The following is a 21,069-nucleotide window of genomic DNA, read 5'->3' on the forward strand; positions in this document are numbered from 1 at the left end:
CCGCGGGCCGAGCGGTCGGCCCTCCCCGGTCAGGCCACCTCAGCGGCAGCCGCAGTCGGCCAGGGTCGTGGCCAGCTTGTCCAGGGCCTTGCGCGTCGCCGCCTCGGTGCCCGGGGGCGTGTCCGTGGACATGAAGGCGAAGGCCAGCAGGCGGCCGTCGTGGTCGACGACCGTGCCCGCGAGGGTGTTGACGCCCGAGAGGGAGCCGGTCTTGGCCCGGACGACGCCGGCCGCGCCGTCCGTGTAGCGGGTGGTCAGGGTGCCGGTGAAGCCGGCGACGGGGAGGCCGGTGAGGGCCGGGCGGAGTTCGGGGTGGGCCGGGTCGGCCGCCTTCGCGAGCAGGGCCGTCAGGAGGGCGGGCGTCATCCGGTCGGCGCGGTTCAGGCCGCTGCCGTCCTTGAAGGCGGCGCCCTTGACGGGCAGGCCGAGCGCGCGCAGCCGGGAGCCGATCGCCTTGTCGGCTCCGGCGAAGTCGGCCTTGCCGCCGGTGGCGACGGCCGTGTGGCGGGCGAGGGCCTCGGCGATGTCGTTGTCGCTGTGGGTCAGCATGCGCTCGACGAGGGCCGACAGCGGGGGCGAGGAGACCTTCGCGAGGGTCTCGGCGCGGGTCGTCGCCTTGGACGGGCCGGGGGCGGTGGCCTTGACGCCGTGGGACTTCAGCAGGTCGCCGAAGCGGCGGGCCGCGTCCGCCGCCGGGTCCTCGACGCGCGTGACCGGGCCGCTGGTCGAGTCGTCCGTGCGGCCCTCGTCCGCCATCAGGGGGCTGACGAGGGCGAGGTTGGGGTTGACCCCGATCGGGTGTTTCTGGGAGCCCGCGTAGAGGGTCGTGTCGTACGAGAGGGTCACGTCGCGCACGCCCCGCTGGGCGAGGGCGGCGGCGGTCTGCGCGGCCAGGGTGCGCAGGCTCGCCATGCCGTCGGCGTTCTCGCGGGCGGTCAGCGTGGGGTCGCCGCCGCCGACCAGGACGACTTCCTTCGTGTCGGGTTCCAGCGCGGCACGGGTGGTGAGGCGGTGGTCGGCGCCCATCGCGGACAGCGCGGCGACGGCCGTGGCGATCTTCGTGGTGGAGGCCGGGGTGAGCGCGGCGTCCGGTTTCGCGCCGTACAGGCGCCGGCCGGTGGTGACGTCGACGACCGCGGCGGCGGGCCGGGGTCCGAGTGCCGGGTCCTTCAGCAGGGGTGTGAGCGCGTCCGCGAGGATCTTGCCGTCCGGGGCGGACTTCACCGTGCTGACGCCGCCGAGGCCCGTCAGGACGGGTCCGGCGCTGGGGGCCGGGCGGGGGCGGCTCGGCGCGCCGGGGATGCCGCCGTGATCTGTGCCACCCGCGCGTCCCAGGGCCACGGCCCGGTCGCGCTCGGCCGTACGCTGGCCCGTGGAGTCCCAGGGACCGGCGGCGGTCACCACACCGGCGGCCAGTGCCAGACCGGCGGTGGCGGCCCCGGCGGTGTACTGCCAGGTCTTCGGCCCCGCGCCTCGCGCGACCTGTGGTTTCCCGGCCCGTGCGAGCCGTGCGACCGCCGGTCTCGCGGCCGCGGCGGCCCGGGCCAGGTGCGGTCGTACGGCGTCCGCGATCCGCACCACGTGCGGTCTCGCGGCCCGCCAAGGACGCAGCTCCGGCACGACCACCAGCCCCTTTCGCGATCACACACCTGCGTGAGGGACACTTAACCACCAGAACTGTGTGTTGATCATGGAGGAGCCACCGGTGGAGTTCGACGTCACGATCGAGATTCCGAAGGGTTCGCGCAACAAGTACGAGGTGGACCACGAGACCGGTCGGATCCGCCTGGACCGTCGCCTGTTCACCTCGACCAGCTACCCGGCCGACTACGGCTTCGTCGAGAACACCCTCGGCGAGGACGGCGACCCGCTGGACGCGCTGGTGATCCTGGACGAGCCGACCTTCCCCGGCTGCCTCATCCAGTGCCGCGCGATCGGCATGTTCCGGATGACGGACGAGGCCGGCGGCGACGACAAGCTGCTGTGCGTGCCGGCGCACGACCCGCGCGTGGAGCACCTGCGCGACATCCACCACGTGTCGGAGTTCGACCGCCTGGAGATCCAGCACTTCTTCGAGGTCTACAAGGACCTGGAGCCCGGCAAGTCCGTCGAGGGCGCCAACTGGGTGGGCCGCACGGACGCCGAGGCCGAGATCGAGCGTTCCTACAAGCGCTTCAAGGAGCAGGGCGGTCACTGACCTGCGCCTCTTGGTGCTCACGGGCCGCACGCCCTCGCGTGCGGCCCGTTCGTTCTGTGTGCGCATACTGAGGCTGTGGTGGGTACGAGGCTGACGTGTCGTTCAGGGAGCACCGGGCAGTGACGGAAGCGGAGGACCGCAAGCCGAGGTCGGACGAGGCGAGGAGTGGCTTCCAGCCCCCCGCCGGGGCCGGCGTCGACGGGGACATGTCGACGACGTCCGAGTTCGCGATCCCCGAGGGGCTGGCCCTGCACCGGACCCACGCCACGGAGTCCGAGACGACGTCCGAGTTCGCCGTTCCGGACGGGCTGGGCGTGCAGGTGCCGCCCTCGGCGGAGCAGGAGGGGTCGGCGTTCACCCCGCCCAGCGGTTTCAGCGCCCAGCACGCGTTGTCGGCCTTCACGCCGCCGACCGGGATCCCCGCGGTCAGTCTGACCAAGGACGTGCCGTGGCAGGACCGGATGCGCACGATGCTGCGCATGCCGGTGGCGGAGCGGCCGGCGCCGGAGCCGAGCCAGCGCGGCCACGACGAGGCCGGGCCTGCGGTGCCGCGCGTGCTCGACCTGACCTTGCGCATCGGCGAGCTGCTGCTGGCCGGCGGTGAGGGCGCCGAGGACGTGGAGACGGCCATGTTCGCCGTCTGCCGGTCCTACGGCCTGGACCGCTGCGAGCCCAACGTCACCTTCACGCTGCTGGCGATCTCGTACCAGCCGTCCCTCGTCGACGACCCCATCACGGCCTCCCGGACCGTGCGCCGCCGGGGCACCGACTACACCCGCCTCGCGGCCGTGTACCAGCTGGTGGACGACCTCAGCGACGACGAGACGGCCGTCTCCCTGGAGGAGGCCTACCGCAGGCTCGCCGAGATCCGCCGCAACCGGCACCCCTACCCCGGCTGGGCGCTGACCGGGGCGAGCGGGCTGCTGGCGGGCGCGGCCTCCGTGCTGGTGGGCGGTGACCTGATCGTGTTCGTCGCGGCGGCGCTCGGCGCGATGCTCGGCGACCGGCTGGCGTGGCTGTGCGCCGGGCGGGGACTGCCGGAGTTCTACCAGTTCACGGTGGCCGCGATGCCGCCGGCCGCGATCGGGGTCGCGCTGACGCTGGGCCATGTGGACGTGAGGGCCTCGGCGGTGATCACCGGTGGGCTGTTCGCGCTGCTGCCCGGGCGGGCGCTGGTGGCGGGGGTGCAGGACGGGCTGACCGGGTTCTACATCACCGCGTCCGCGCGTCTGCTGGAGGTCCTCTACTTCTTCGTGGGCATCGTCGCCGGTGTGCTGCTGGTGCTGTACTTCGGCGTGCAGCTGGGCGCGCGGCTGAATCCCGACGCGGCGCTCGGGGTGTCCGACCAGCCGGTGCTGCTGATCGGGGCGTCGATGCTGCTGTCCCTGGCGTTCGCCGTGCTGCTCCAGCAGGAACGGTCCACCGTGGTGTGGGTGACGCTCAACGGGGGCGTCGCCTGGATCGTGTACGGCGCGATGCACTACGCGGGCGGCATCTCACCGGTCGCCTCCACGGCGGCGGCCGCCGGGCTCGTGGGGCTGTTCGGGCAGTTGCTGTCCCGGTACCAGTTCGCCTCGGCGCTGCCCTTCACGACCGCGGCGATCGGGCCCCTGCTGCCCGGTTCCGCCACGTACTTCGGGCTGCTGGCGATCGCGCAGAACGAGGTGGACCAGGGGCTGGTGTCGCTGTCCAAGGCGGTGGCCCTGGCCATGGCCATCGCGATCGGGGTGAACCTGGGGTCCGAGATCTCCCGGATGTTCCTGCGGATCGGGTCCGCCGAGAAGCGGCGGGCCGCCAAGCGGACCAGGGGTTTCTAGGTCCGCTCGGCGGCCCGCCGGCGGTCCGTGGCGTCCGTGGCGCCTGTCGCGCGCCGGGAGCGCGGCTCAGTAGCCGCCGTTGTAGGGCCGCTGACCGCCGCCGCCCTGCTGCGTGCCGTAGGGCTGCTGCGTGCCGTAGGGCTGCTGCGTGCCGTACGGCTGCTGCTGGCCGTGGGGTGCCTGCTGGCCGTACGGCTGCTGCTGGCCGTAGCCCGGGCTCTGCGGGTACTGGTCGTAGTACTGCTGGTCGCCGTACGGCTGCTGCTGGTGGTGGGACGGCTGGTCGTGCGGCGTGATGCGGCGGAGCTGGGTCGTCGCGTCGTCCATCGGGGGCGCCGCCTGCTGCCGCTCGGCCGGGGCCCCGGCCGCCGCGCGCTTCTTCTTCGAGCGGTCGCGGAGGTACTCGACGATGATCGGGACGACGGAGAGCAGGACGATCAGGATGAGGATCGACTCGACGTTCTTCTTGATGAAGCCGATCTGGCCGAGCCAGTACCCCGCGAGGGTGACGCCGGTGCCCCAGGCGATGCCGCCGATGACGTTGTACGTCAGGAAGGTGCGGTACTGCATGCGGCCGGCGCCGGCGACGATCGGGGCGAAGGTGCGCACGATGGGGACGAAGCGGGCCAGGACGATCGCCTTCGGACCGTACTTCTCCATGAACTCGTGGGCCTTGTCCAGGTTCTCCTGCTTGAACAGCTTGGAGTTGGGACGGTTGAAGAGCTTCGGGCCCAGGAACTTGCCGATCATGTAGCCCACTTGGTCGCCGATGACGGCGGCGAGCACGATCAGCGTGCAGACCAGCCACAGCGGCTGGGTGATGTACGTCCCCTCGGCGACGAACAGGCCCGCCGTGAACAGCAGGGAGTCGCCGGGCAGGAACGCGAAGAGTCCCGACTCGGCGAAGACGATGAGCAGGATGCCGGGCAGGCTGAACGTCGAGATCAGGTAGTCCGGGCTGAGCCACTCGGGGCCGAGCGCAAGCGTGGTCACGGGGATGTGGCTCCTGCTGCTGTGGGGTACGGGCTGGGGCTGACTGCCTCAAAGTATCAACGCAGCCGTCATGGCCCAGGTTCCATGGGGGTAATCAGGATGCACTGTGGCCCGCCCCGGGCAAAGCTGTGGACATGGGCATCGACGAATACGGCGGCGGACAGGGCCCTCAGCCCGACGTTCTCGTCGTCACCACGAACGACGTTCCCGGCTACCGCGTGCAGGAGGTGCTCGGCGAGGTCTTCGGCCTGACCGTGCGCTCCCGGCACCTGGGGAGCCAGATCGGCGCCGGGCTGAAGTCCATGGTCGGCGGCGAGCTGCGCGGCCTGACCAAGACGCTCGTGCAGACCCGCAACCAGGCCATGGAGCGCCTGGTCGAGCAGGCGCGCTCCCGCGGAGCCAACGGTGTGCTCGCGTTCCGCTTCGACGTCACGGAGGCGGCGGACGTGGGCACCGAGGTGTGCGCCTACGGGACGGCGGTGGTCCTGGCCCGGGAGTGAGCCCCCCGGGCCGGGGATCAGGAGGTGTGACGCGCCGCGTTCGCGGCGATCGCGTCCTTCAGGTGCTCGGCCAGACCCGGGCCCATCCCGTCGTAGAACTCCTTGAAGCGCTCGTCGGAGACGTACATCTCGCCCAGGCAGCGGTGGAGCTCGTACGAGCACGCGTAGAAGTGCGTGCAGATGTGCTGCCGGTGCTCCTCCGCCAGGGCCATGGCGGCCTCGCCGGTGGGCTCCTCGCCGGCCGCCATCAGGGCGCCGTAGCGCTCCGCCCAGTCGGCGGCCTCGGCCTGGATGCGCTGCCAGTCCTCCTTGGTGTAGCGCGCGGTGCGGCGCTGCGACTCGGCGTACTCGTCGGTGTCGCCCCAGCGCGCCTCCACCTCGTCGGCGTACTGCTCCGGGTCCTTGCCCCCGAAGACCTCGAACTTCTCCTCGGGCGTGAGATCCAGTCCCATCTTGCGTGCCTCCATGGCGTGCTCCACGGCCGCCGCCATCTTGCGCAGCTTCTCGATCCGGGCGGTCAGCAGTTCGTGCTGTCGGCGCAGGTGCGCGCGCGGGTCCGCGTCCGGGTCGTCGAGCAGGACGGCGACCTCGTCGAGGGGGAAGCCGAGTTCCCGGTAGAACAGGATCTGCTGCAGCCGGTCGAGGTCCGCGTCGCCGTAACGCCGGTGGCCCGCGTGGCTGCGCTCGCTGGGGACGAGCAGGCCGATGGCGTCGTAGTGGTGCAGCGTGCGCACCGTGACGCCGGCGAAGCCCGCGACCTGTCCCACGGAGTAGCTCACTTCCGCTCCCTTCTTCCTTCCGTGCTCCACGGTCGGGCCTCACGCCACGTGAGGTGCAAGCGTGTTTCTGTTTCATCCCGTTTGACGCGTTTATGGTGTGCGCGTGGTCCAGGACTCCGTGCCGCAGGCGCCCTCCGTCACCCCCGCGACTCCCGCCCGCACCCTGCTGCCGTCGATCGTGCCCGCGCTGGTCGTGGGCGTGGTGTGCAGCCTGGTCCTGGTGGGCGTGGAGGTCTCCGCCCGTCAGTTGCAGGCGCTGCTGTGGGAGATCGTGCCGGACGCGCTGGGGATCGGCCGGTACTCCGTGGTGTGGATGTTCGTCGTCCTGGTCGCGACCGGTGTCGCGGTCGGGCTGGTGGTGTGGAAGGCGCCGGGCCACGCGGGCCCGGACCCGGCCACCGTGGGGCTGGACGCCCCGGTCCTGCCGCCCGTGGTGCTGCCCGGGCTGGTGCTGGCGACCGGGCTGATGCTGGCCGGCGGGCCGAGTCTGGGCCCGGAGAACCCGGTCATCACCGTCAACGTGGCGCTGGCGGTCTGGCTGGGCGGCAGGTTCGTCCCCCGGGTCCCGGGGCGCATGTGGCCGGCGCTGGCGGAGGCGGCGACGATGGGCGCGCTGTTCGGCACGCCCGTGGCGGCGGCGCTGGTGATCTCGGAGGCGCTGGCGGGGCAGCGGCAGAAGGCGCAGGGCCTGCTGTGGGACAGCCTGTTCCCGCCGCTGACCGCCGCGGCGGCCGGCTCCCTGACCGTGAGCCTCGTCGACCACCCGAGCTTCGACCTGGACCTGCCGCCCTTCGGGCACCCCGGCCTGGGCGACCTGCTGGCGGCGTGCGTGGTCGCCTCGGCGGGGGCGGTGCTCGGCATGGCCGCCGTGTACGCCTTCCCCTTCGTGCACGGGGCGTTCGGCCGACTGCGGCACCCGATGCTGATGCTCCCGGCGGGCGGCGCCGTCCTGGGTGCCCTCGCCGCCCTGGGCGGCCATCTGACGCTGTTCAAGGGGCTCGACGAGATCACCACGCTGGCGCACGACCCGGACGGCTGGACGGCCGGGGAGTTCGCCGTCATGGCGGTCGTGAAGCTGGCCGCGCTGCTGGTCGCCGCGTCCTGCGGTTTCCGCGGCGGGCGGATCTTCCCGGCCGTGTTCGTCGGCACCGCCCTCGGTCTGTGCGCGCACGCCCTGGTGCCCGAGGTGCCTCCCGCCGTGGGGGTGTCCTCCGCGGTGCTGGGGGTGCTGCTGGCCGTCACGCGGCAGGGCTGGGTGAGCCTGTTCGTCGCCGCGGTGCTGGTCTCCTCGCCGGGGATCCTCGCCCTGCTGTGCATGGTGTCGCTGCCCGCCTGGCTGCTGGTGACGGGCCGGCCGCAGATGCAGCTGCGCGAGGACGGCACACCGGTCCGCTGACTCCGCTCCCTTCCCGACCCCCCACCCGGAGGCTGTCTTGCCGCTCAACGAAGGACCTCGCCGGTCCCGCGACCGCCGGCTGTCCGTCAACCCCTTCATCGGCCCCGCCAACCCGGTCGGCGACATGGCCGAGGCCCCGCCCACGCACCGGCTGCCGGACGGGCCCATGGCCCCCCTGACCGCCCATCAGCTGGTGCGCGACGAGCTGATGCTCGACGGCAACGCCCGACTGAACCTGGCCACCTTCGTCACCACCTGGATGGAGCCGGAGGCCGGGGTGCTGATGGCGGAGTGCCGGGACAAGAACATGATCGACAAGGACGAGTACCCGCGCACCGCCGAGCTGGAGCGGCGCTGCGTGGCGATGCTCGCCGACCTGTGGCACGCACCCGACCCGGCGCGCGCGGTGGGCTGCTCGACGACCGGGTCGAGCGAGGCGTGCATGCTCGCCGGGATGGCCCTGAAGCGGCGCTGGGCGAAACGCAACGCCGACCGCTACCCGGGCGCCCGGCCCAATCTGGTGATGGGCGTGAACGTGCAGGTCTGCTGGGAGAAGTTCTGCACCTTCTGGGAGGTGGAGGCCCGCACGGTGCCGATGGAGGGCGAGCGCTTCCACCTGGACCCGCAGGCCGCCGCCGAGCTGTGCGACGAGAACACCATCGGGGTCGTCGGGATCCTCGGCTCCACCTTCGACGGGTCCTACGAGCCGATCGCCGAGCTGTGCGCGGCGCTGGACGCGCTGCGGGAGCGGACCGGGCTGGACATCCCCGTGCACGTCGACGGGGCGTCCGGCGCCATGGTCGCGCCGTTCCTCGACGAGGACCTGGTCTGGGACTTCCGGCTGCCGAGGGTGGCGTCGATCAACACCTCGGGGCACAAGTACGGCCTCGTCTACCCGGGTGTGGGCTGGGCGCTGTGGCGGGACGCGGAGGCGCTGCCGGAGGAGCTGGTCTTCCGGGTGAACTACCTGGGCGGCGACATGCCGACCTTCGCGCTGAACTTCTCCCGGCCGGGCGCGCAGGTCGTGGCGCAGTACTACACCTTCCTGCGGCTGGGCCGGGACGGCTTCCGGGCCGTGCAGCAGGCGGCCCGGGACGTGGCCACGGAGCTGGCCGGGCGGGTGGCGGAGCTCGGGGACTTCCGGCTGCTGACCCGTGGCGACCAGCTGCCGGTGTTCGCCTTCACGACCGCGCCGGAGGTGACGGCGTACGACGTCTTCGACGTGTCACGGCGGCTGCGGGAGAGGGGCTGGCTGGTGCCCGCGTACACCTTCCCGCGCGACCGGGAGGACCTGTCCGTGCTGCGGGTGGTGTGCCGCAACGGCTTCTCCTCCGACCTCGCCGAGCTGCTCGCGCAGGACCTGGAGCGGCTGCTGCCGGAGCTGCGCCGGCAGCCGCACCCCTTCACCCGGGACAAGGGGGCGGCGACCGGGTTCCATCACTAGGCGGGGGGCTGCTGGATTCGCACCTTCGGCCATCGCGACTTCTGAGACCCCCTTCTCAGAAGTCGCTCGTCCGCAAGGACGTCGCCGTCGACCGGCGGACGCGTGGACGTGAGTCAGCAGGCGGTCAGGAAGGGAAGCCGCCGCTCCTGACCGCCGTGACGAACGCCGACCAGGCGGACCCCGGAATGATCAGGGCCGGTCCTTGGGGGTCCTTGGAGTCGCGTACGGGGACACCCGATGGAAAGTGGTCCAACACCTCGACACAGCTCCCCTGATCAGGCCCGCTGTGTGACGACTTGCGCCAACCGATCGCTATGGATGCATCCGAGATGCTGTGCTCAGTCATGGTGTCCGTAATCCTTCGCTGTCGCTCTCATGAGGGCCAGTGACTCGCGCTGCGGCAGGGCGTCGCCCAGCGCGAGATCGTAAGTGTCCCGGAACCGCTCGACCATCGCCGGGGAGTCATGCACCACGCCCGTGTGCAGACCCTCGACGTAGGCCACCGGCGGCTGGTCTTCGAACCCCATGAGGGTCAGCATGTTTTGCAGCAGCGGGTGGGCGCCCAAGCCGAAGGGCAACACGTGCACGCGAACGCGATTCACCTCGGCCAAGCGAACAACGTGCATGATCTGCTCCGCCATGACGTCCGCCCCACCAACCGGCCGACGCAGCACGGCCTCATCCAGCAGAGCCCACACTACGGGCGTGACCGGATCTGCCAGGATTTCCGCCCGCTCCAGCCGTGTGACGACAGCCCTGTCACATTCCTCTTCCCCCAGCGGAGGGAAGGCGACGCGCAGAACCGCACGCATGTACCTCTCCGTTTGAAGGATGCCCGGCACATAGGACAGAGCGAACTCGCGGATCATCGTGGCTTGTTGTTCGAACGCTCGCGCTGCTTCGAAGTGGTCGGCGACTGCGCGATCGTTCTGCGGCAGAAACCGGCTCAGCACATTCCCCGTGTTCAGCGCGTTGTCCAGCCGCCGCGCGTCCTCCCGTGACGGCACCCGGCGTCCCGCCTCGATGTGCGCGATGTGCGTTCGAGTCATGACCGCCGCCTCGGCCAGCTGCTGTTGCGTCAGCCCGGCCGCCTCGCGCTGCTCCTTGAGCCAGTCGCCGTAGTTGGTGCCCACGAGATCAACTCCCCTGTGACAAATGCTCTGTCACCTCGAACCCCCTGGCGAGCCTAATACGGGCCGTCTCACTCTGTATGTCGATCGCTACAGAACGCGACATCGATCACGGAGTCACCCCATGTTCGGCCTCATCGCCCGCCTCCTCGAACCGCTGCTCAGCCTCGTCGCCCCCGGTACGGGACGACGCCGGCTCGACGCGCGGGACGGATACGAGCCCCCGCCCCCACCCACCCAAGGGCCGTCCCCGCGCCAGTTCGGCGCACGCCCCCTCCGCGGCGAGGACCACAACCTCGTACGCCCCTACGTCATCGCGCACGAGCGGCGAGAGCAGGAGCGACGCCGGCAAGCCCGGCGCGGCTCCCTGCTGATCGCCCCACAGGGCATCCACATCCGCCCGCACCCGAACCCGACGCACCGCCTGGGACTGACCGCATGACGCACCACGCCCTCACCCCCGCACGCCTCCTGCCCTGGGCGAGCCCCGAAGGAAGGCCCTGCTATCTCCTGACCGACGGCAGCGGTCGCCTCTCCCGGGCCGCCGACACCGTCGAGAGCGTCCAGCTCGGCATGGCCGGCGACCTCCTCGCCCACCTCGCCGACATGCTCGACGACGAGCACGTGACCGCCGTCCAGCTCCGCTACCTCCTCGCCCGTATGAGCGAGGCCTTGGCCGACGTGTGCCGCATTGCGGAGAGCAGGGGCGCCCGCCTGCGCGTGTACACGGACGTCAGGGCCGGCGCCCCCTCCCCCGATGCAGGTCCGCCGTGAGGGGGTGGCCAGGCTCCGGGGCAGAGGACTGAGGGAGGACCTTCTCACCACCGCGCCTCCCTCCCGGTCCGGGGCACCAGCCGTCCTCCCGTCACGGCTGACGCCCCCGGCCCTCACCGGCTGAGCCGCGAGAACCGCCGCACCGCCAGCGGGAAGAACACCGCCAGCAGGGCCAGGGGCCAGACGACCGCCGCCCACACGTGCCCGGTCTCCGTGCCCTGGGTGCCGACCAGGTCCCGTACGGCCGTGGCCGTGTGGGACATGGGGTTCCACTCGACGGCCGTGCCGAGCCAGCCGGGCATCGAGTCGGGGGTGGCGAGCGCGTTGGACAGGAAGCCGATCGGCCAGACCAGGATCTGCACGGCCTGGACCATCTCGGGCCGGCCCGCCACCAGGGCCAGGTGGATGCCGATCCACAGCATGGCGAACCGGAACAGCAGCAGCAGGCCCAGCGCCCCCAGGAAGGCGCCCGGGCCGCCGTGGACCCGCCAGCCGAGGGCGAGGCCCACACCGGTCAGCACCAGCAGGGTCGCCGCGGACTGGAGCATGTCGGCGGCGGAACGGCCCACCAGCACGGCCCCGTTGGCCATGGGCATCGAGCGGAAGCGGTCGATGACGCCCTTGTTGAGGTCCTGGGTGACCGCGATCATCGTGCCCTCCAGGCCGAAGGCCATGGTGAGCGCGAGCATGCCGGGGATCAGGTAGTCGCGGTAGCTGCCGGACACCCCCCGGCCGCCGCCGACCAGGTAGCCGAACATCAGCAGCAGCATCACCGGGAAGACCAGGTTGACGACGAGCTGGACCGGCTGCCGCCCCCAGCGGGCGAGTTCGCGGCGGGTCATGGTCCAGGAGTCGGTGAGGGCGTGGGCGGTCACACGGCCTCCTTCACCCGGTGGCCGTCACCGGTGAGGTGCAGGAAGACCTCGTCCAGCGTCGGCCGCCGCAGGGCGACGTCCTCGGCTTCGAGCCCGGACTCCCGCAGGGCCCGTACGACCGCGGTGAGCGCCGTCATCCGGTCGGTCACCGGGGCGCTGAGCAGACGGCGGTCCGGGTCGACGGTGACCCCGGTGAGGGGCAGCAGGGCGACGGCCGCGTCCAGCCGGCCCGCGTCCCGCAGGACCACGTCGATGCGGTCGCCGCCGGTCGCCGCCTTCAGCTCGTCCGCCGTGCCGTCGGCGATCACCCGGCCGCAGTCCACGACCGAGATGCGGTCGGCGAGCTGGTCGGCCTCCTCCAGGTACTGGGTGGTGAGCAGGACCGTCGTACCGCCGCCGACCAGGGACCGGACGGAGTCCCACACCTCGGCCCGGCCGCGCGGGTCGAGGCCGGTGGTCGGCTCGTCCAGGAAGAGCACCTCCGGTTCGGTGATCAGCGAGGCCGCGAGGTCCAGACGGCGCCGCATGCCGCCGCTGTACTGCCGTACCGCCTTGCGGCCGGTGCCGGCGAGGCCGAAGCGCTCCAGGAGCTCGTCCGCACGCGCGCGTGCCCGCCGCGCACCCAGGTGGTGCAGCCGCCCGAACAGCTCCAGGTTCTGCCGGCCGCCCAGCTCCTCGTCGAGCGCGGCGTGCTGGCCGAGCAGCCCGATGCGCAGCCGCACGGCGTACGGCTCGCGCACCACGTCGTGCCCGGCCACCTCGATCCGGCCCGCGTCGGGCCGCAGCAGCGTGGACAGGACCCGCACGAGCGTGGTCTTGCCCGCGCCGTTCGGGCCCAGGACCCCGTGCACCGTGCCCCGCGCGACCGTCAGGTCGAGCCCGTCCAGTGCGTACCTGCCCCCTTTTCCGCCGTACTTCTTGCGTGCGCCTTCGACGGTGATCGCCGTGCCGGCCACAGACACTCCCTCGCTAGTCAAACTTGACTACGTGGACGAAGATACCCCCGCCTCCCGCATTGGTCAAACTTGATTAGAGGTCGTCCCCGGGGTGCCGCTCACCCGTCGCGTACGGGTTCTCCTCGCCCTGCGCCAGGACGCCCACGAACGGATCGCCCTCGTCGGCGAAGGTGTAGGCGCCGCCCTCGATCCGCTCGATCAGGCCGCGGGTCCACTCGGCCTCGGAGTCGGCCGTGTGGACCCACATGTTCATGATCTCGCCGATGTGCCCGAGCTGTTCCGGCCCCTCCTCCGGCACGTAGTGCTCCAGGACGGAGGCCCGCCACTGCTCGATCCGCAGGGTGCGCTCCTTGAGCAGGGCGACCGCCTCCGCCCGCGGCAGGTCGACGACGAAGCCGACCGCCGCCGTCTTGACGTCCCCGCGCTGGTCGTAGGTGACCAGCGCCTCCCGCAGCAGCCGGAAGTACTCCTCGCTCCCCCGCTCGGTGACCTCGTACTCCGTGCGCGGCGGGCCGCCGGCCGTGGACGGGGCGATCTCGTGCGCGTGCAGCAGCCCCTGTTTCGCCATCTGCTTCAGGGCGTGGTAGATCGAGCCGGGCTTGGCGCTGGACCACTCGTGCGCGCCCCAGTACTCCAGGTCGTTGCGCACCTGGTAGCCGTGGGCGCGGCCGTGCATGCGGACCGCGCCGAGCACGAGGAGACGGATCGCTGACATGGGGCCAGCGTAGGACGGGCGAGGTCAGCCCCAGGAGCTGCCCTGCTCCTTCGCCACCAGTTCGAAGGCGGTGGCGCCGTCCAGCGACTCGCGGATGATGTCGGCGTGGCCGGCGTGCCGCGCGGTCTCGCGGATCAGGTGCAGGCACAGCCAGCGCATCGAGAGCCGCTCGTCCTTCGGGTTCCAGGACGTCTTCGGCAGCAGGAAGGTGTCGTCGAGGCTGGGCACCGCGCGGATGAACGCCTCCGTCTCGGCGGCCACCTTCTCGTAGTACGCCAGGCAGGACTGAAGCGTCTCGTCGCCGGTCAGCCGGAAGCACTCGTGCCAGTTCGACTCGTCCCGCTGCACGGCCGGCGGCTCGCCCTTGGCGCGGGCGATCCAGCCCTGCTCCACCTCGGCGACGTGCTTGACCAGTCCGGCCAGGGACAGCTCGCTGACGGTGGGCCGGGAGCCCGCCTGCTCGTCGTCGAGCCCGAGCACCGCCCGCCGGATGCCGCCGCGCTGCTCGGCGATGAAGGACAGCAGCGCTCCGCGCTCGTCACCGGGTGCCTCGGGTCCCACGTGCGTCACCATGTCGGGCCGCCTTTCGTCTGGGGTTCACTGCCTGACGAAGACGAAACTACGGACCCTTGCGGTCAGGTGCTGTCCGCAAGGGTCCGCAAGGGTCCGCCGGGTGACGCGGGTCTAGAACGGGAACCCGCTGCGCCCGTGCTGCACCGAGATCCACTTGGTCGTGGTGAAGGCGTCCAGCATCGTGTCGCCGTTCAGCCGGCCGATGCCCGAGTGCTTCTCGCCGCCGAAGGGGACGATCGGCTCGTCGTGGACCGTGCCGTCGTTCACGTGGAACATGCCCGTGTCGATCTGCTTGGCGAAGGCCACGCCCCGCTCGATGTTCCCTGTGTGCACGGCGCCGCTCAGGCCGTAGGGGGTGTCGTTGACCAGGCGGACGGCCTCCTCCTCGCCGTCGAAGGGGACGACGAAGGCGACCGGGCCGAAGACCTCCTGCCGCAGCAGCGCCGAGTCCGCGGGCAGGCCGGTCAGCACGGACGGCTCGACGAGGTTGTCGGTCCGCCCGCCGCGCACCAGGGCCGTGGCGCCCTCGGCGAGGGCCTGCTCGACCACGCCGGCGATCGCGTCGGCCTGCGAGGAGTTGATGACCGGGCCGATGACGGTCTCCGGGTCGCGCGGGTCGCCCGTCTTGAGGGTCCTCACCTTGGCGGCGAACTTCTCGGTGAACTCGTCCGCGACCGACCGGTCGACCAGCACGCGGTTGGCGGCCATGCAGACCTGGCCCTGGTGGACGTAGCGGCTGAAGACGGCCGCGTCGACCGCGTAGTCGAGGTCGGCGTCGTCGAGGACCACCAGCGCGCTGTTGCCGCCCAGTTCGAGCACGGAGCGCTTGAACAGCCGGGCGCAGACGGTGGCCACGTGCCGGCCGACCTGGTCGGAGCCGGTGAAGGAGATGACCTTGGGGACCGGGTGCTCGATGAAGGCGTCGCCGATCTCCGCGATGTCGGTGATGAGGACGTTCAGCAGTCCGCCGGGCAGCCCCGCGTCCTCGAAGATCTTCGCGACCAGGGCGCCGCCGACGATCGGCGTGTTCTGGTGCGGCTTGAGCACCACGGCGTTGCCGAGCGCGAGCGCCGGGGCGACCGACTTGATCGACAGCAGGAACGGGAAGTTGAAGGGGCTGATCACGCCCACGACGCCGACCGGCACGCGGTAGACGCGGTTCTCCTTGCCGTCCACCGGGGAGGGGATGATCCGGCCCTCGGGCGCCAGCGCCAGGTGCACCGCCTCGCGCAGGAACTCCTTGGCGAGGTGCAACTCGAAGGCGGCCTTCAGCCGCGTGCCGCCGAGCTCGGCGACGATCGCCTCGGAGATCTCCGCCTCGCGCTCCTCGATGAGCCGCAGGGCCTTCTCGAAGACAGCGCGGCGGGCGTAGGGGTTGGTCGCGGCCCACTGCTTCTGGGCGCGGGCGGCCGCCCGGTACGCCTGATCGACCTCGTCGGCCGTGGCTATGGTGATCGACGCGAGCTTCTCGTCGTCGTACGGGTTGAAGTCGATGATGTCCCAGGAACCGCTGCCCGGGCGCCACTCACCGTCGATGTACTGCCGTGCTAGGTCGGTGAAGTAGGACGACGACATGTGTGACCCCTCGATCCCTGACAGACCTCTGATCGCGCCTTCACGATCTGATCACACGTCATCGTACTTGTGTCCTACGAGAGTTGGAGGAGTCCTCGGAGAAGATCCCGGCTCTCCGACGGGCCCGGGCTGTCGCTCTGGAGCTCCTTGAGCGCCCGCTCGTACTGGGCGACGTCCTCGGCCTTGTCGAGGTAGAGCGCGCTGGTGAGCTGTTCCAGGTAGACGACGTCCGACAGATCGGACTCGGGGAAGCTCAGGATCGTGAACGCGCCACTCTCGCCGGAGTGCCCGCCGAGGCTGAACGGCATGACCTGCAGCCGTACGTTGGGCCGCTCGGAGATCTCGATGAGGTGCTGGAGCTGGCCGCGCATCACCTCGCGGTCGCCGTAGGGGCGGCGCAGGGCGGCCTCGTCCAGGACGATGTGGAAGTCCGGGGCGTTCTCGGCGACCAGGTACTTCTGCCGCTCCAGCCGCAGCGCGACCCGCCGCTCGACGTCGGCCTCGCTCGCGCCCTGCATGCCCCGCCGGACGACGGCGTGCGCGTACGCCTCGGTCTGCAGCAGGCCGTGCACGAACTGCACCTCGTACACCCGGATCAGCGAGGCGGCGCCCTCCAGGCCGACATAGGTGGGGAACCAGCTGGGCAGCACGTCCGAGTAGCTGTGCCACCAGCCCGCGACATTGGCCTCCTTGGCCAGGGAGAGCAGGGAGGCGCGCTCCTGCTCGTCCGTGATGCCGTACAGCGTCAGGAGGTCCTCGACATCCCTGGTCTTGAAGCTCACCCGGCCCAGCTCCATCCGGCTGATCTTCGACTCGGAGGCGCGGATCGAGTAGCCCGCCGCCTCGCGCGTGATGCCCCGCGCCTCACGCAGTCGCCGCAGTTGTGATCCGAGCAGCATGCGCCGCACCACCGATCCCGGCTCTCCCGCGCTCACGTTCGCCAGCCTCCCCAACGTCTTCAGGGCCCGAAGTCTGCCACTAAAACACTCCGAGCAGTACTCGTCCGGTTACAGAAACGGAATCGGGACGGCCGGCGCACGCAGGCGTGTTCAGAAATCGGCCGCCGAACGGACGCAGGACGGCACGAGGATGACGGAAAAATTGACCAACAAGCGGTACGGGACGTCCTATTCCGGTCACCTGCACGTGCATCTGCCCTTGCATCTGCTGTACGCATCCGAAACCATGGTCCCGCACCACCGCTGCATCGCACCGACCGCGAATTCCCGGGAGTGCCTCGCATGGGGACGAATGGATCGACCATGCTCGAGCCGTTACGGCAGGGCCTTCCGCCGCTGGATCCCGCGGCCGTGTCCGACGCCGCCTCCTGTGCACTGCCCGCCCGCTACGAAGCGGTGCGCGAGGCCAGGCAGTTCACCCGCGGAACGCTCGACCAGTGGGAGATGGGCGACCGGTTCGACGACGTCTGCCTGGTGGTCTCGGAACTCGTCACCAACGCCCTGCGCCACGGTCTGCCGGCGGAATCCGCGCGCTGCCGCGGGCAGGAGCCCCCGGTGCGGCTGCACCTGATGCGCTGGACCGAGCGGCTGGTGTGCGCGGTGCGCGACCCCAGTCACGACAGTCCCGTGACCCGGGAGACCGACGACTTCTCGGCCGAGTCGGGCCGCGGACTGTTCCTGGTCGACTCCTTCAGCGACAGCTGGGGCTGGCACCCGCTCGCGGGCGCGCTCAGCGGCAAGGTGGTCTGGGCGCTGTTCCGGCTGCCGCGCACCGGGAACCGGCCGGACGGCGCATGAGAAACCGCGGCGCTTCCTCGCGCCGCGGTTCTACGCGCGTCACCGCGCACGCCGTCCTCATTGCCCCGGTATCGCCGGGGCCGGAGGGACCGTCAGCCGCCCACGAGGTGGTCGAACTCGCCGTCCTTCACGCCGAGCAGCATCGCCTCGATCTCCGCACGGGTGTAGACCAGTGCGGGGCCGTCGGGGAAGCGGGAGTTGCGGACGGCGACGTCACCGCCCGGCAGCCGGGCGAACTCCACGCACGACCCCTGCGAATTGCTGTGCCGGCTCTTCTGCCAGGCCACACCGCGCAGCCTGGCGGCCGCCATACCGTTGTACACGTCGTGGTCCACAGGTCGCTCCCCGGTGGTGCACTGGCTGGTGTGGCCATTGATGCAGCGGTCAACTGACCCGGATCATAACCCTGTTCATGTGCAGACGCATGGGCAGATGCACGTGCACGGGGGGTGGCCCTCCGGTTACAGCCGCGAAGACCCGTTCGGCCCTAAGTCCTTGACTGTTTGACGACCTTCCCCCTGTGCGCGTTCCCCGCGGCCGGGGGTGAAGTCGTCGGGGTTCGGCGGAGGTCCGGTGGAGGCGGAGCGTCCGCTCGGCGCCGGGGCGGGCGGCTGTGCGGCTGCGAGGCGCGCCGGAGGGCCGCATGCGGAAGCGGCGGGGGCCTCGGGGGAGCAGGGAGAAATCGGCCGGGTGCACGACCGGTGCGTCATCCTTCGGTCCGGTGACCGGCTCGGACCATCGCAGGAGGCGGCGTCGGCGGCCGGGAGCCGGCGGACCGTCGACCGGTGCCGGGCACACGGAGAGGTCCCCCACGCGGCAAACGTGGGGAACCTCTCACGGGGGACGCCCCGGCCTCAGCGGCTCGTGTACGGCAGCAGCGCCATCTCCCGGGCGTTCTTGATCGCCTTCGCCAGCTGCCGCTGCTGCTGGGCCGACACCCGGGTGACGCGGCGGCTGCGGATCTTGCCGCGGTCGGAGATGAACTTCCGCAGCAGGTCGGTGTCCTTGTAGTCGATGTACGTGATCTTGGCCTGGTCCAGGGGGTTGGGCCGGTTCTTCGCGGGCTTGCGCTCGGGCTTGCGGGGCATCTCGGGTCAGACCTCCAGGAGGGTGTCGAAGGCGTGCGGCAGCCGCTGCCAGGCGTCGCGCCCGGCCGCGTACTCGGCGTCGGTGAGCAGGCAGGACTCCAGCAGCCGCTCCAGGCCGTCCCGGTCGAGGCCGGGCGAGGTGAAGACGAGGTGCTGGCAGCGGTCGCCGTGCTCGGGGTGCCAGTCCAGCGCGGCGGCGGCCCGGCGCACCGGCGGGACCATCTCCCAGGCCGCGTCCGGCAGGGAGGCCAGCCACGGCCCGGCGCTCTCCACGCACAGGGCCCCGCCCGCCGCGTCCCAGTGGAAGAGCGTGTCAGGCTTGTCGGCGAGCCAGAACCGGCCGCGGCTGCGGGCCGCCGCGCAGGTCAGGTCCTCCAGCGCGGCGTAGAGCCGCTCCGGGTGGAAAGGGCGGCGCCGGTTCCACACCAGGGTGGACACGCCGTGCGCGTCGGCCTCGGCGGGCAGCAGGGCGCAGGCCGGGTGCTGGGCGGCGGCCGCCGCCTCGACGTCGAAACCGGCCAGGGCCGCCTGGGCCAGGGCGGGCAGCGGGCCCCGGCGCGGGGCGGGCACGGTGAGTCCGCCCCCGGCGTCCACCGGGTCGCCGGGCGCCCGCCCCGCGGCCGGGCCGTCGGGGCCGATCGGGACCAGACGGGCCGTCGGGTGCAGCTGGGCGAGCAGCTCGCGGTCCTCGTCGTCGGCCTCCGGGGAGTCGGCGATCGCGAGGACGGGGGCGTACTCCAGCTGGCGCGCGAAGGTGTCGGCGACCGTGCGCTGGTCGGTGGCGGCCGCGGCGAGACCGCCGTCGGCCAGGTCGTCGCCGTTGGCGAGGTAGGGCAGGACCAGGGCCGGGTCGACGGCGGTGATCACACCGGTGACGGTGAGACCGCCGGCCGTCACGACCTCGGCCATGGCCTTGGGCTCGACGGAGTCCCACAGCTCGACGACGGCGAGCCGGGTGCCGCCGGCGTCCCGCAGCCGCTCCAGCTCCGGCACCAGGTCCTCGCGCAGGGCGCAGCAGGCGCAGTCGTTGACGAGCGGCGCCTCGCCCGCGTCGAGCAGGCCGGAGGCGTCCCGGATCGTCCGTACGACCGTGCCGGCGGCGGCCGTCGCCAGGTCGTGGTGGAGGACGACACTGCCGGGCACGTCGGCGAGCAGCCGCGCCACGGCCTCCTTGCGGGCGTCGGCGTGCAGCCCGCCGACGATCACGACGGGGAGCCCGGGATGGTCAGCCACGGGTCAGCCCTTCTTTCCGTACCGGCGCTCGAAGCGCTCCACGCGTCCGGCGGTGTCCAGGACGCGGGCCGTGCCGGTGTAGAAGGGGTGGCTGACGTCGGAGATCTCGACGTCGACGACCGGGTAGGTGTTGCCGTCCTCCCACTCGATCGTCTTCTCGCTCGTCATGGTCGAGCGGGTGAGGAAGGCGTAGTTGGCGGCGCGGTCGCGGAAGACGACGGGGCCGTACTCCGGGTGGATTCCCTGGCGCATGGTCAGCGCTCCTCTCGGAAGTCGACGTGGCGGCCGGCGACCGGGTCGAACTTGCGCAGGGTCAGCCGGTCCGGATCGTTGCGGCGGTTCTTGCGGGTCACGTAGGTGTAGCCGGTCCCGGCTGTGGACCGGAGTTTGATGACCGGCCGGAGTTCGTTGCGTGCCATGCCGCTATGCTACTGAAAATGAATTCCATTTACATCGCCTGAGGCAGAGAGGTACGTCACCACCCATGTCCGCGCACTGCATGCTGACCGGCGCACAGCCGGGCTTCGGCAACCGCATCTCGCACTCCCACCGGCGCACGTCACGCCGGTTCGACCCCAACATCCAGTCCAAGCGCTACTGGCTGCCGAGCGAGGGCCGGTACGTCCGCCTCCGGCTGAGCGCCAGGGGGATCAAGACGGTCGACACGATCGGGATCGAGGCGGCCGTCGCCCGGATCCGCGCCCGGGGAGTGAGGGTCTGATGGCCAAGAAGAGCAAGATCGCGAAGAACGACAGGCGGCAGGAGATCGTCGCCCGGTACGCCGCCCGGCGGGCCGAGCTGAAGGAGATCATCCGCAGGCCGTCCTCGACGGAGGCGGAGCGGCTGGCCGCCCAGGAGGAGCTGCGCAGGCAGCCGCGCGACGCGAGCGCGACGCGCGTCCGCAACCGCGACCAGGTGGACGGCCGTCCGCGCGGGTACTTCCGGGCGTTCGGGCTGTCCCGGGTGAGCCTGCGGGAACAGGCGCATGCGGGGTATCTGCCCGGGGTGCGGAAGTCTTCCTGGTGAGTGCTCCCGGCGGGGCTTGCTGAGTTCGGCTGGCGGGGGGCTTGCCGAGCCCGGGGGCTTGCCGAGTTCGAGGGCTTGCCGAGTTCGAGGGGTTGCTGAGCCCAGGGGCTTGTTGAGTTCGAGGGCCTGCCGAGTTCGAGGGCTTGCCGAGTTCGGGGTCTTCCCGGTTCGCAGGGGCGGGGCTCTCGGGGGTGTGGTCGCGGCGTGGTGAGGGGATCGGCTGGTTCTTCCGTGTGAGGGG

26 protein-coding genes are annotated in these 21,069 nt (G+C 71.5%); 10 read left to right on the forward strand and 16 right to left on the reverse strand.

Features of this window, described 5'->3' with window-relative positions:
- Positions 1-39: 39 nt before the first annotated feature.
- Positions 40-1,626 (reverse strand): D-alanyl-D-alanine carboxypeptidase/D-alanyl-D-alanine-endopeptidase, encoded by a 1,587-nt coding sequence (dacB, locus tag ABZY20_RS23260; RefSeq protein ID WP_356443447.1) that lies wholly within the window; start codon positions 1,624-1,626, stop codon positions 40-42.
- A gap of 79 nt (positions 1,627-1,705) precedes the next feature.
- Here dacB and ABZY20_RS23265 point away from each other — a divergent pair, with 79 nt between their 5' ends.
- Together ABZY20_RS23265 and ABZY20_RS23270 are read left to right on the forward strand one after the other, a co-directional pair.
- On the forward strand, positions 1,706-2,197 hold the full coding sequence (locus ABZY20_RS23265; protein ID WP_003991985.1) for an inorganic diphosphatase: 492 nt from the start codon (positions 1,706-1,708) through the stop codon (positions 2,195-2,197).
- A 119-nt stretch (positions 2,198-2,316) separates the two neighbouring features.
- Entirely contained in the window at positions 2,317-4,014 is a 1,698-nt protein-coding gene (locus ABZY20_RS23270) for a threonine/serine exporter family protein (RefSeq protein ID WP_356443448.1), read from the forward strand.
- Positions 4,015-4,080: 66 nt separating this feature from the next.
- Here ABZY20_RS23270 and ABZY20_RS23275 read toward each other — a convergent pair whose 3' ends face one another.
- Positions 4,081-5,007: a VTT domain-containing protein gene (locus ABZY20_RS23275; protein WP_356443449.1), complete on the reverse strand. Its 927-nt coding sequence runs from the start codon at positions 5,005-5,007 to the stop codon at positions 4,081-4,083.
- A 134-nt stretch (positions 5,008-5,141) separates the two neighbouring features.
- Between ABZY20_RS23275 and ABZY20_RS23280 the strand changes: the two genes are divergently transcribed.
- Positions 5,142-5,507, forward strand: a complete 366-nt coding sequence (locus ABZY20_RS23280) for a YbjQ family protein (protein ID WP_356443450.1) — start codon at positions 5,142-5,144, stop codon at positions 5,505-5,507.
- Positions 5,508-5,524: 17 nt separating this feature from the next.
- Here ABZY20_RS23280 and ABZY20_RS23285 read toward each other — a convergent pair whose 3' ends face one another.
- On the reverse strand, positions 5,525-6,286 hold the full coding sequence (locus ABZY20_RS23285) for a MerR family transcriptional regulator (protein WP_356443451.1): 762 nt from the start codon (positions 6,284-6,286) through the stop codon (positions 5,525-5,527).
- 103 nt (positions 6,287-6,389) lie between these two features.
- Between ABZY20_RS23285 and ABZY20_RS23290 the strand changes: the two genes are divergently transcribed.
- Positions 6,390-7,682, forward strand: coding sequence for an ion channel protein (locus tag ABZY20_RS23290; protein WP_356443452.1), 1,293 nt, complete (start codon positions 6,390-6,392; stop codon positions 7,680-7,682).
- A 37-nt stretch (positions 7,683-7,719) separates the two neighbouring features.
- Positions 7,720-9,126, forward strand: coding sequence for a glutamate decarboxylase (locus ABZY20_RS23295; RefSeq protein WP_356443453.1), 1,407 nt, complete (start codon positions 7,720-7,722; stop codon positions 9,124-9,126).
- 124 nt (positions 9,127-9,250) lie between these two features.
- On the opposite strand, the gene ABZY20_RS23300 is transcribed toward ABZY20_RS23295, so the two are convergent.
- Both ABZY20_RS23300 and ABZY20_RS23305 read right to left on the reverse strand, forming a co-directional pair.
- Entirely contained in the window at positions 9,251-9,472 is a 222-nt protein-coding gene (locus ABZY20_RS23300) for a DUF397 domain-containing protein (protein ID WP_356443454.1), read from the reverse strand.
- The gene (locus ABZY20_RS23305) at positions 9,465-10,259 is read right to left on the reverse strand and encodes a helix-turn-helix transcriptional regulator (protein ID WP_356443455.1); all 795 of its coding nucleotides are present in this window, start codon (positions 10,257-10,259) and stop codon (positions 9,465-9,467) included. Before ABZY20_RS23305 ends, ABZY20_RS23300 begins: the two co-directional genes overlap by 8 nt.
- A 121-nt stretch (positions 10,260-10,380) precedes the next feature.
- On the opposite strand from ABZY20_RS23305, the gene ABZY20_RS23310 reads away from it, so the two are divergent.
- Together ABZY20_RS23310 and ABZY20_RS23315 are read left to right on the forward strand one after the other, a co-directional pair.
- Entirely contained in the window at positions 10,381-10,698 is a 318-nt protein-coding gene (locus ABZY20_RS23310) for a hypothetical protein (RefSeq protein WP_356443456.1), read from the forward strand.
- Positions 10,695-11,030 carry a hypothetical protein gene (locus ABZY20_RS23315; RefSeq protein ID WP_356443457.1) on the forward strand — a complete coding sequence of 112 codons (336 nt, stop codon included), beginning with the start codon at positions 10,695-10,697 and terminating at the stop codon, positions 11,028-11,030. The genes ABZY20_RS23310 and ABZY20_RS23315 overlap by 4 nt, the downstream gene beginning before the upstream one ends.
- 113 nt (positions 11,031-11,143) lie before the next feature.
- Here ABZY20_RS23315 and ABZY20_RS23320 read toward each other — a convergent pair whose 3' ends face one another.
- The 6 genes from ABZY20_RS23320 to ABZY20_RS23345 form a co-directional block, all read right to left on the reverse strand.
- The gene (locus ABZY20_RS23320) at positions 11,144-11,905 is read right to left on the reverse strand and encodes an ABC transporter permease (RefSeq protein WP_356443458.1); all 762 of its coding nucleotides are present in this window, start codon (positions 11,903-11,905) and stop codon (positions 11,144-11,146) included.
- The gene (locus ABZY20_RS23325; RefSeq protein ID WP_356443459.1) at positions 11,902-12,861 is read right to left on the reverse strand and encodes an ATP-binding cassette domain-containing protein; all 960 of its coding nucleotides are present in this window, start codon (positions 12,859-12,861) and stop codon (positions 11,902-11,904) included. The genes ABZY20_RS23320 and ABZY20_RS23325 overlap by 4 nt, the downstream gene beginning before the upstream one ends.
- Before the next feature lie 73 nt (positions 12,862-12,934).
- Complete coding sequence (locus ABZY20_RS23330) at positions 12,935-13,576, reverse strand: PadR family transcriptional regulator (protein WP_356443460.1); 642 nt, start codon at positions 13,574-13,576, stop codon at positions 12,935-12,937.
- A gap of 24 nt (positions 13,577-13,600) precedes the next feature.
- Positions 13,601-14,149, reverse strand: a complete 549-nt coding sequence (locus ABZY20_RS23335; protein ID WP_356443461.1) for a DinB family protein — start codon at positions 14,147-14,149, stop codon at positions 13,601-13,603.
- 111 nt (positions 14,150-14,260) lie between these two features.
- A complete protein-coding gene (locus ABZY20_RS23340; RefSeq protein ID WP_356443462.1) occupies positions 14,261-15,724 on the reverse strand; it encodes an aldehyde dehydrogenase family protein in 1,464 nt (487 codons plus the stop codon).
- A gap of 74 nt (positions 15,725-15,798) precedes the next feature.
- Positions 15,799-16,623, reverse strand: coding sequence for a helix-turn-helix transcriptional regulator (locus tag ABZY20_RS23345; RefSeq protein WP_356443610.1), 825 nt, complete (start codon positions 16,621-16,623; stop codon positions 15,799-15,801).
- A 363-nt stretch (positions 16,624-16,986) separates the two neighbouring features.
- On the opposite strand from ABZY20_RS23345, the gene ABZY20_RS23350 reads away from it, so the two are divergent.
- Positions 16,987-17,481, forward strand: a complete 495-nt coding sequence (locus tag ABZY20_RS23350) for an ATP-binding protein (RefSeq protein WP_356443463.1) — start codon at positions 16,987-16,989, stop codon at positions 17,479-17,481.
- 92 nt (positions 17,482-17,573) lie between these two features.
- Here ABZY20_RS23350 and ABZY20_RS23355 read toward each other — a convergent pair whose 3' ends face one another.
- From ABZY20_RS23355 to rpmG, 5 genes are all read right to left on the reverse strand, one after another.
- Positions 17,574-17,792 carry a DUF397 domain-containing protein gene (locus ABZY20_RS23355; RefSeq protein WP_051648637.1) on the reverse strand — a complete coding sequence of 73 codons (219 nt, stop codon included), beginning with the start codon at positions 17,790-17,792 and terminating at the stop codon, positions 17,574-17,576.
- Between the two features lie 543 nt (positions 17,793-18,335).
- Positions 18,336-18,569 (reverse strand): 30S ribosomal protein S18, encoded by a 234-nt coding sequence (gene rpsR, locus ABZY20_RS23360; RefSeq protein ID WP_356443464.1) that lies wholly within the window; start codon positions 18,567-18,569, stop codon positions 18,336-18,338.
- Between the two features lie 6 nt (positions 18,570-18,575).
- Positions 18,576-19,802 carry a GTP-binding protein gene (locus ABZY20_RS23365; RefSeq protein WP_356443465.1) on the reverse strand — a complete coding sequence of 409 codons (1,227 nt, stop codon included), beginning with the start codon at positions 19,800-19,802 and terminating at the stop codon, positions 18,576-18,578.
- A gap of 3 nt (positions 19,803-19,805) precedes the next feature.
- A complete protein-coding gene (locus ABZY20_RS23370) occupies positions 19,806-20,054 on the reverse strand; it encodes a type B 50S ribosomal protein L31 (RefSeq protein ID WP_031115921.1) in 249 nt (82 codons plus the stop codon).
- Between the two features lie 2 nt (positions 20,055-20,056).
- Positions 20,057-20,221, reverse strand: a complete 165-nt coding sequence (gene rpmG / locus ABZY20_RS23375; protein WP_333932256.1) for a 50S ribosomal protein L33 — start codon at positions 20,219-20,221, stop codon at positions 20,057-20,059.
- Positions 20,222-20,286: 65 nt separating this feature from the next.
- Between rpmG and rpmB the strand changes: the two genes are divergently transcribed.
- A complete protein-coding gene (rpmB, locus tag ABZY20_RS23380) occupies positions 20,287-20,523 on the forward strand; it encodes a 50S ribosomal protein L28 (RefSeq protein ID WP_356443466.1) in 237 nt (78 codons plus the stop codon).
- Positions 20,523-20,828 carry a 30S ribosomal protein S14 gene (gene rpsN / locus ABZY20_RS23385; RefSeq protein ID WP_356443467.1) on the forward strand — a complete coding sequence of 102 codons (306 nt, stop codon included), beginning with the start codon at positions 20,523-20,525 and terminating at the stop codon, positions 20,826-20,828. Before rpmB ends, rpsN begins: the two co-directional genes overlap by 1 nt.
- Positions 20,829-21,069: the final 241 nt, after the last annotated feature.

Origin of the sequence: Streptomyces sp. NPDC006624, from assembly GCF_040611555.1 — a bacterium.
GTDB lineage: Bacteria > Actinomycetota > Actinomycetes > Streptomycetales > Streptomycetaceae > Streptomyces.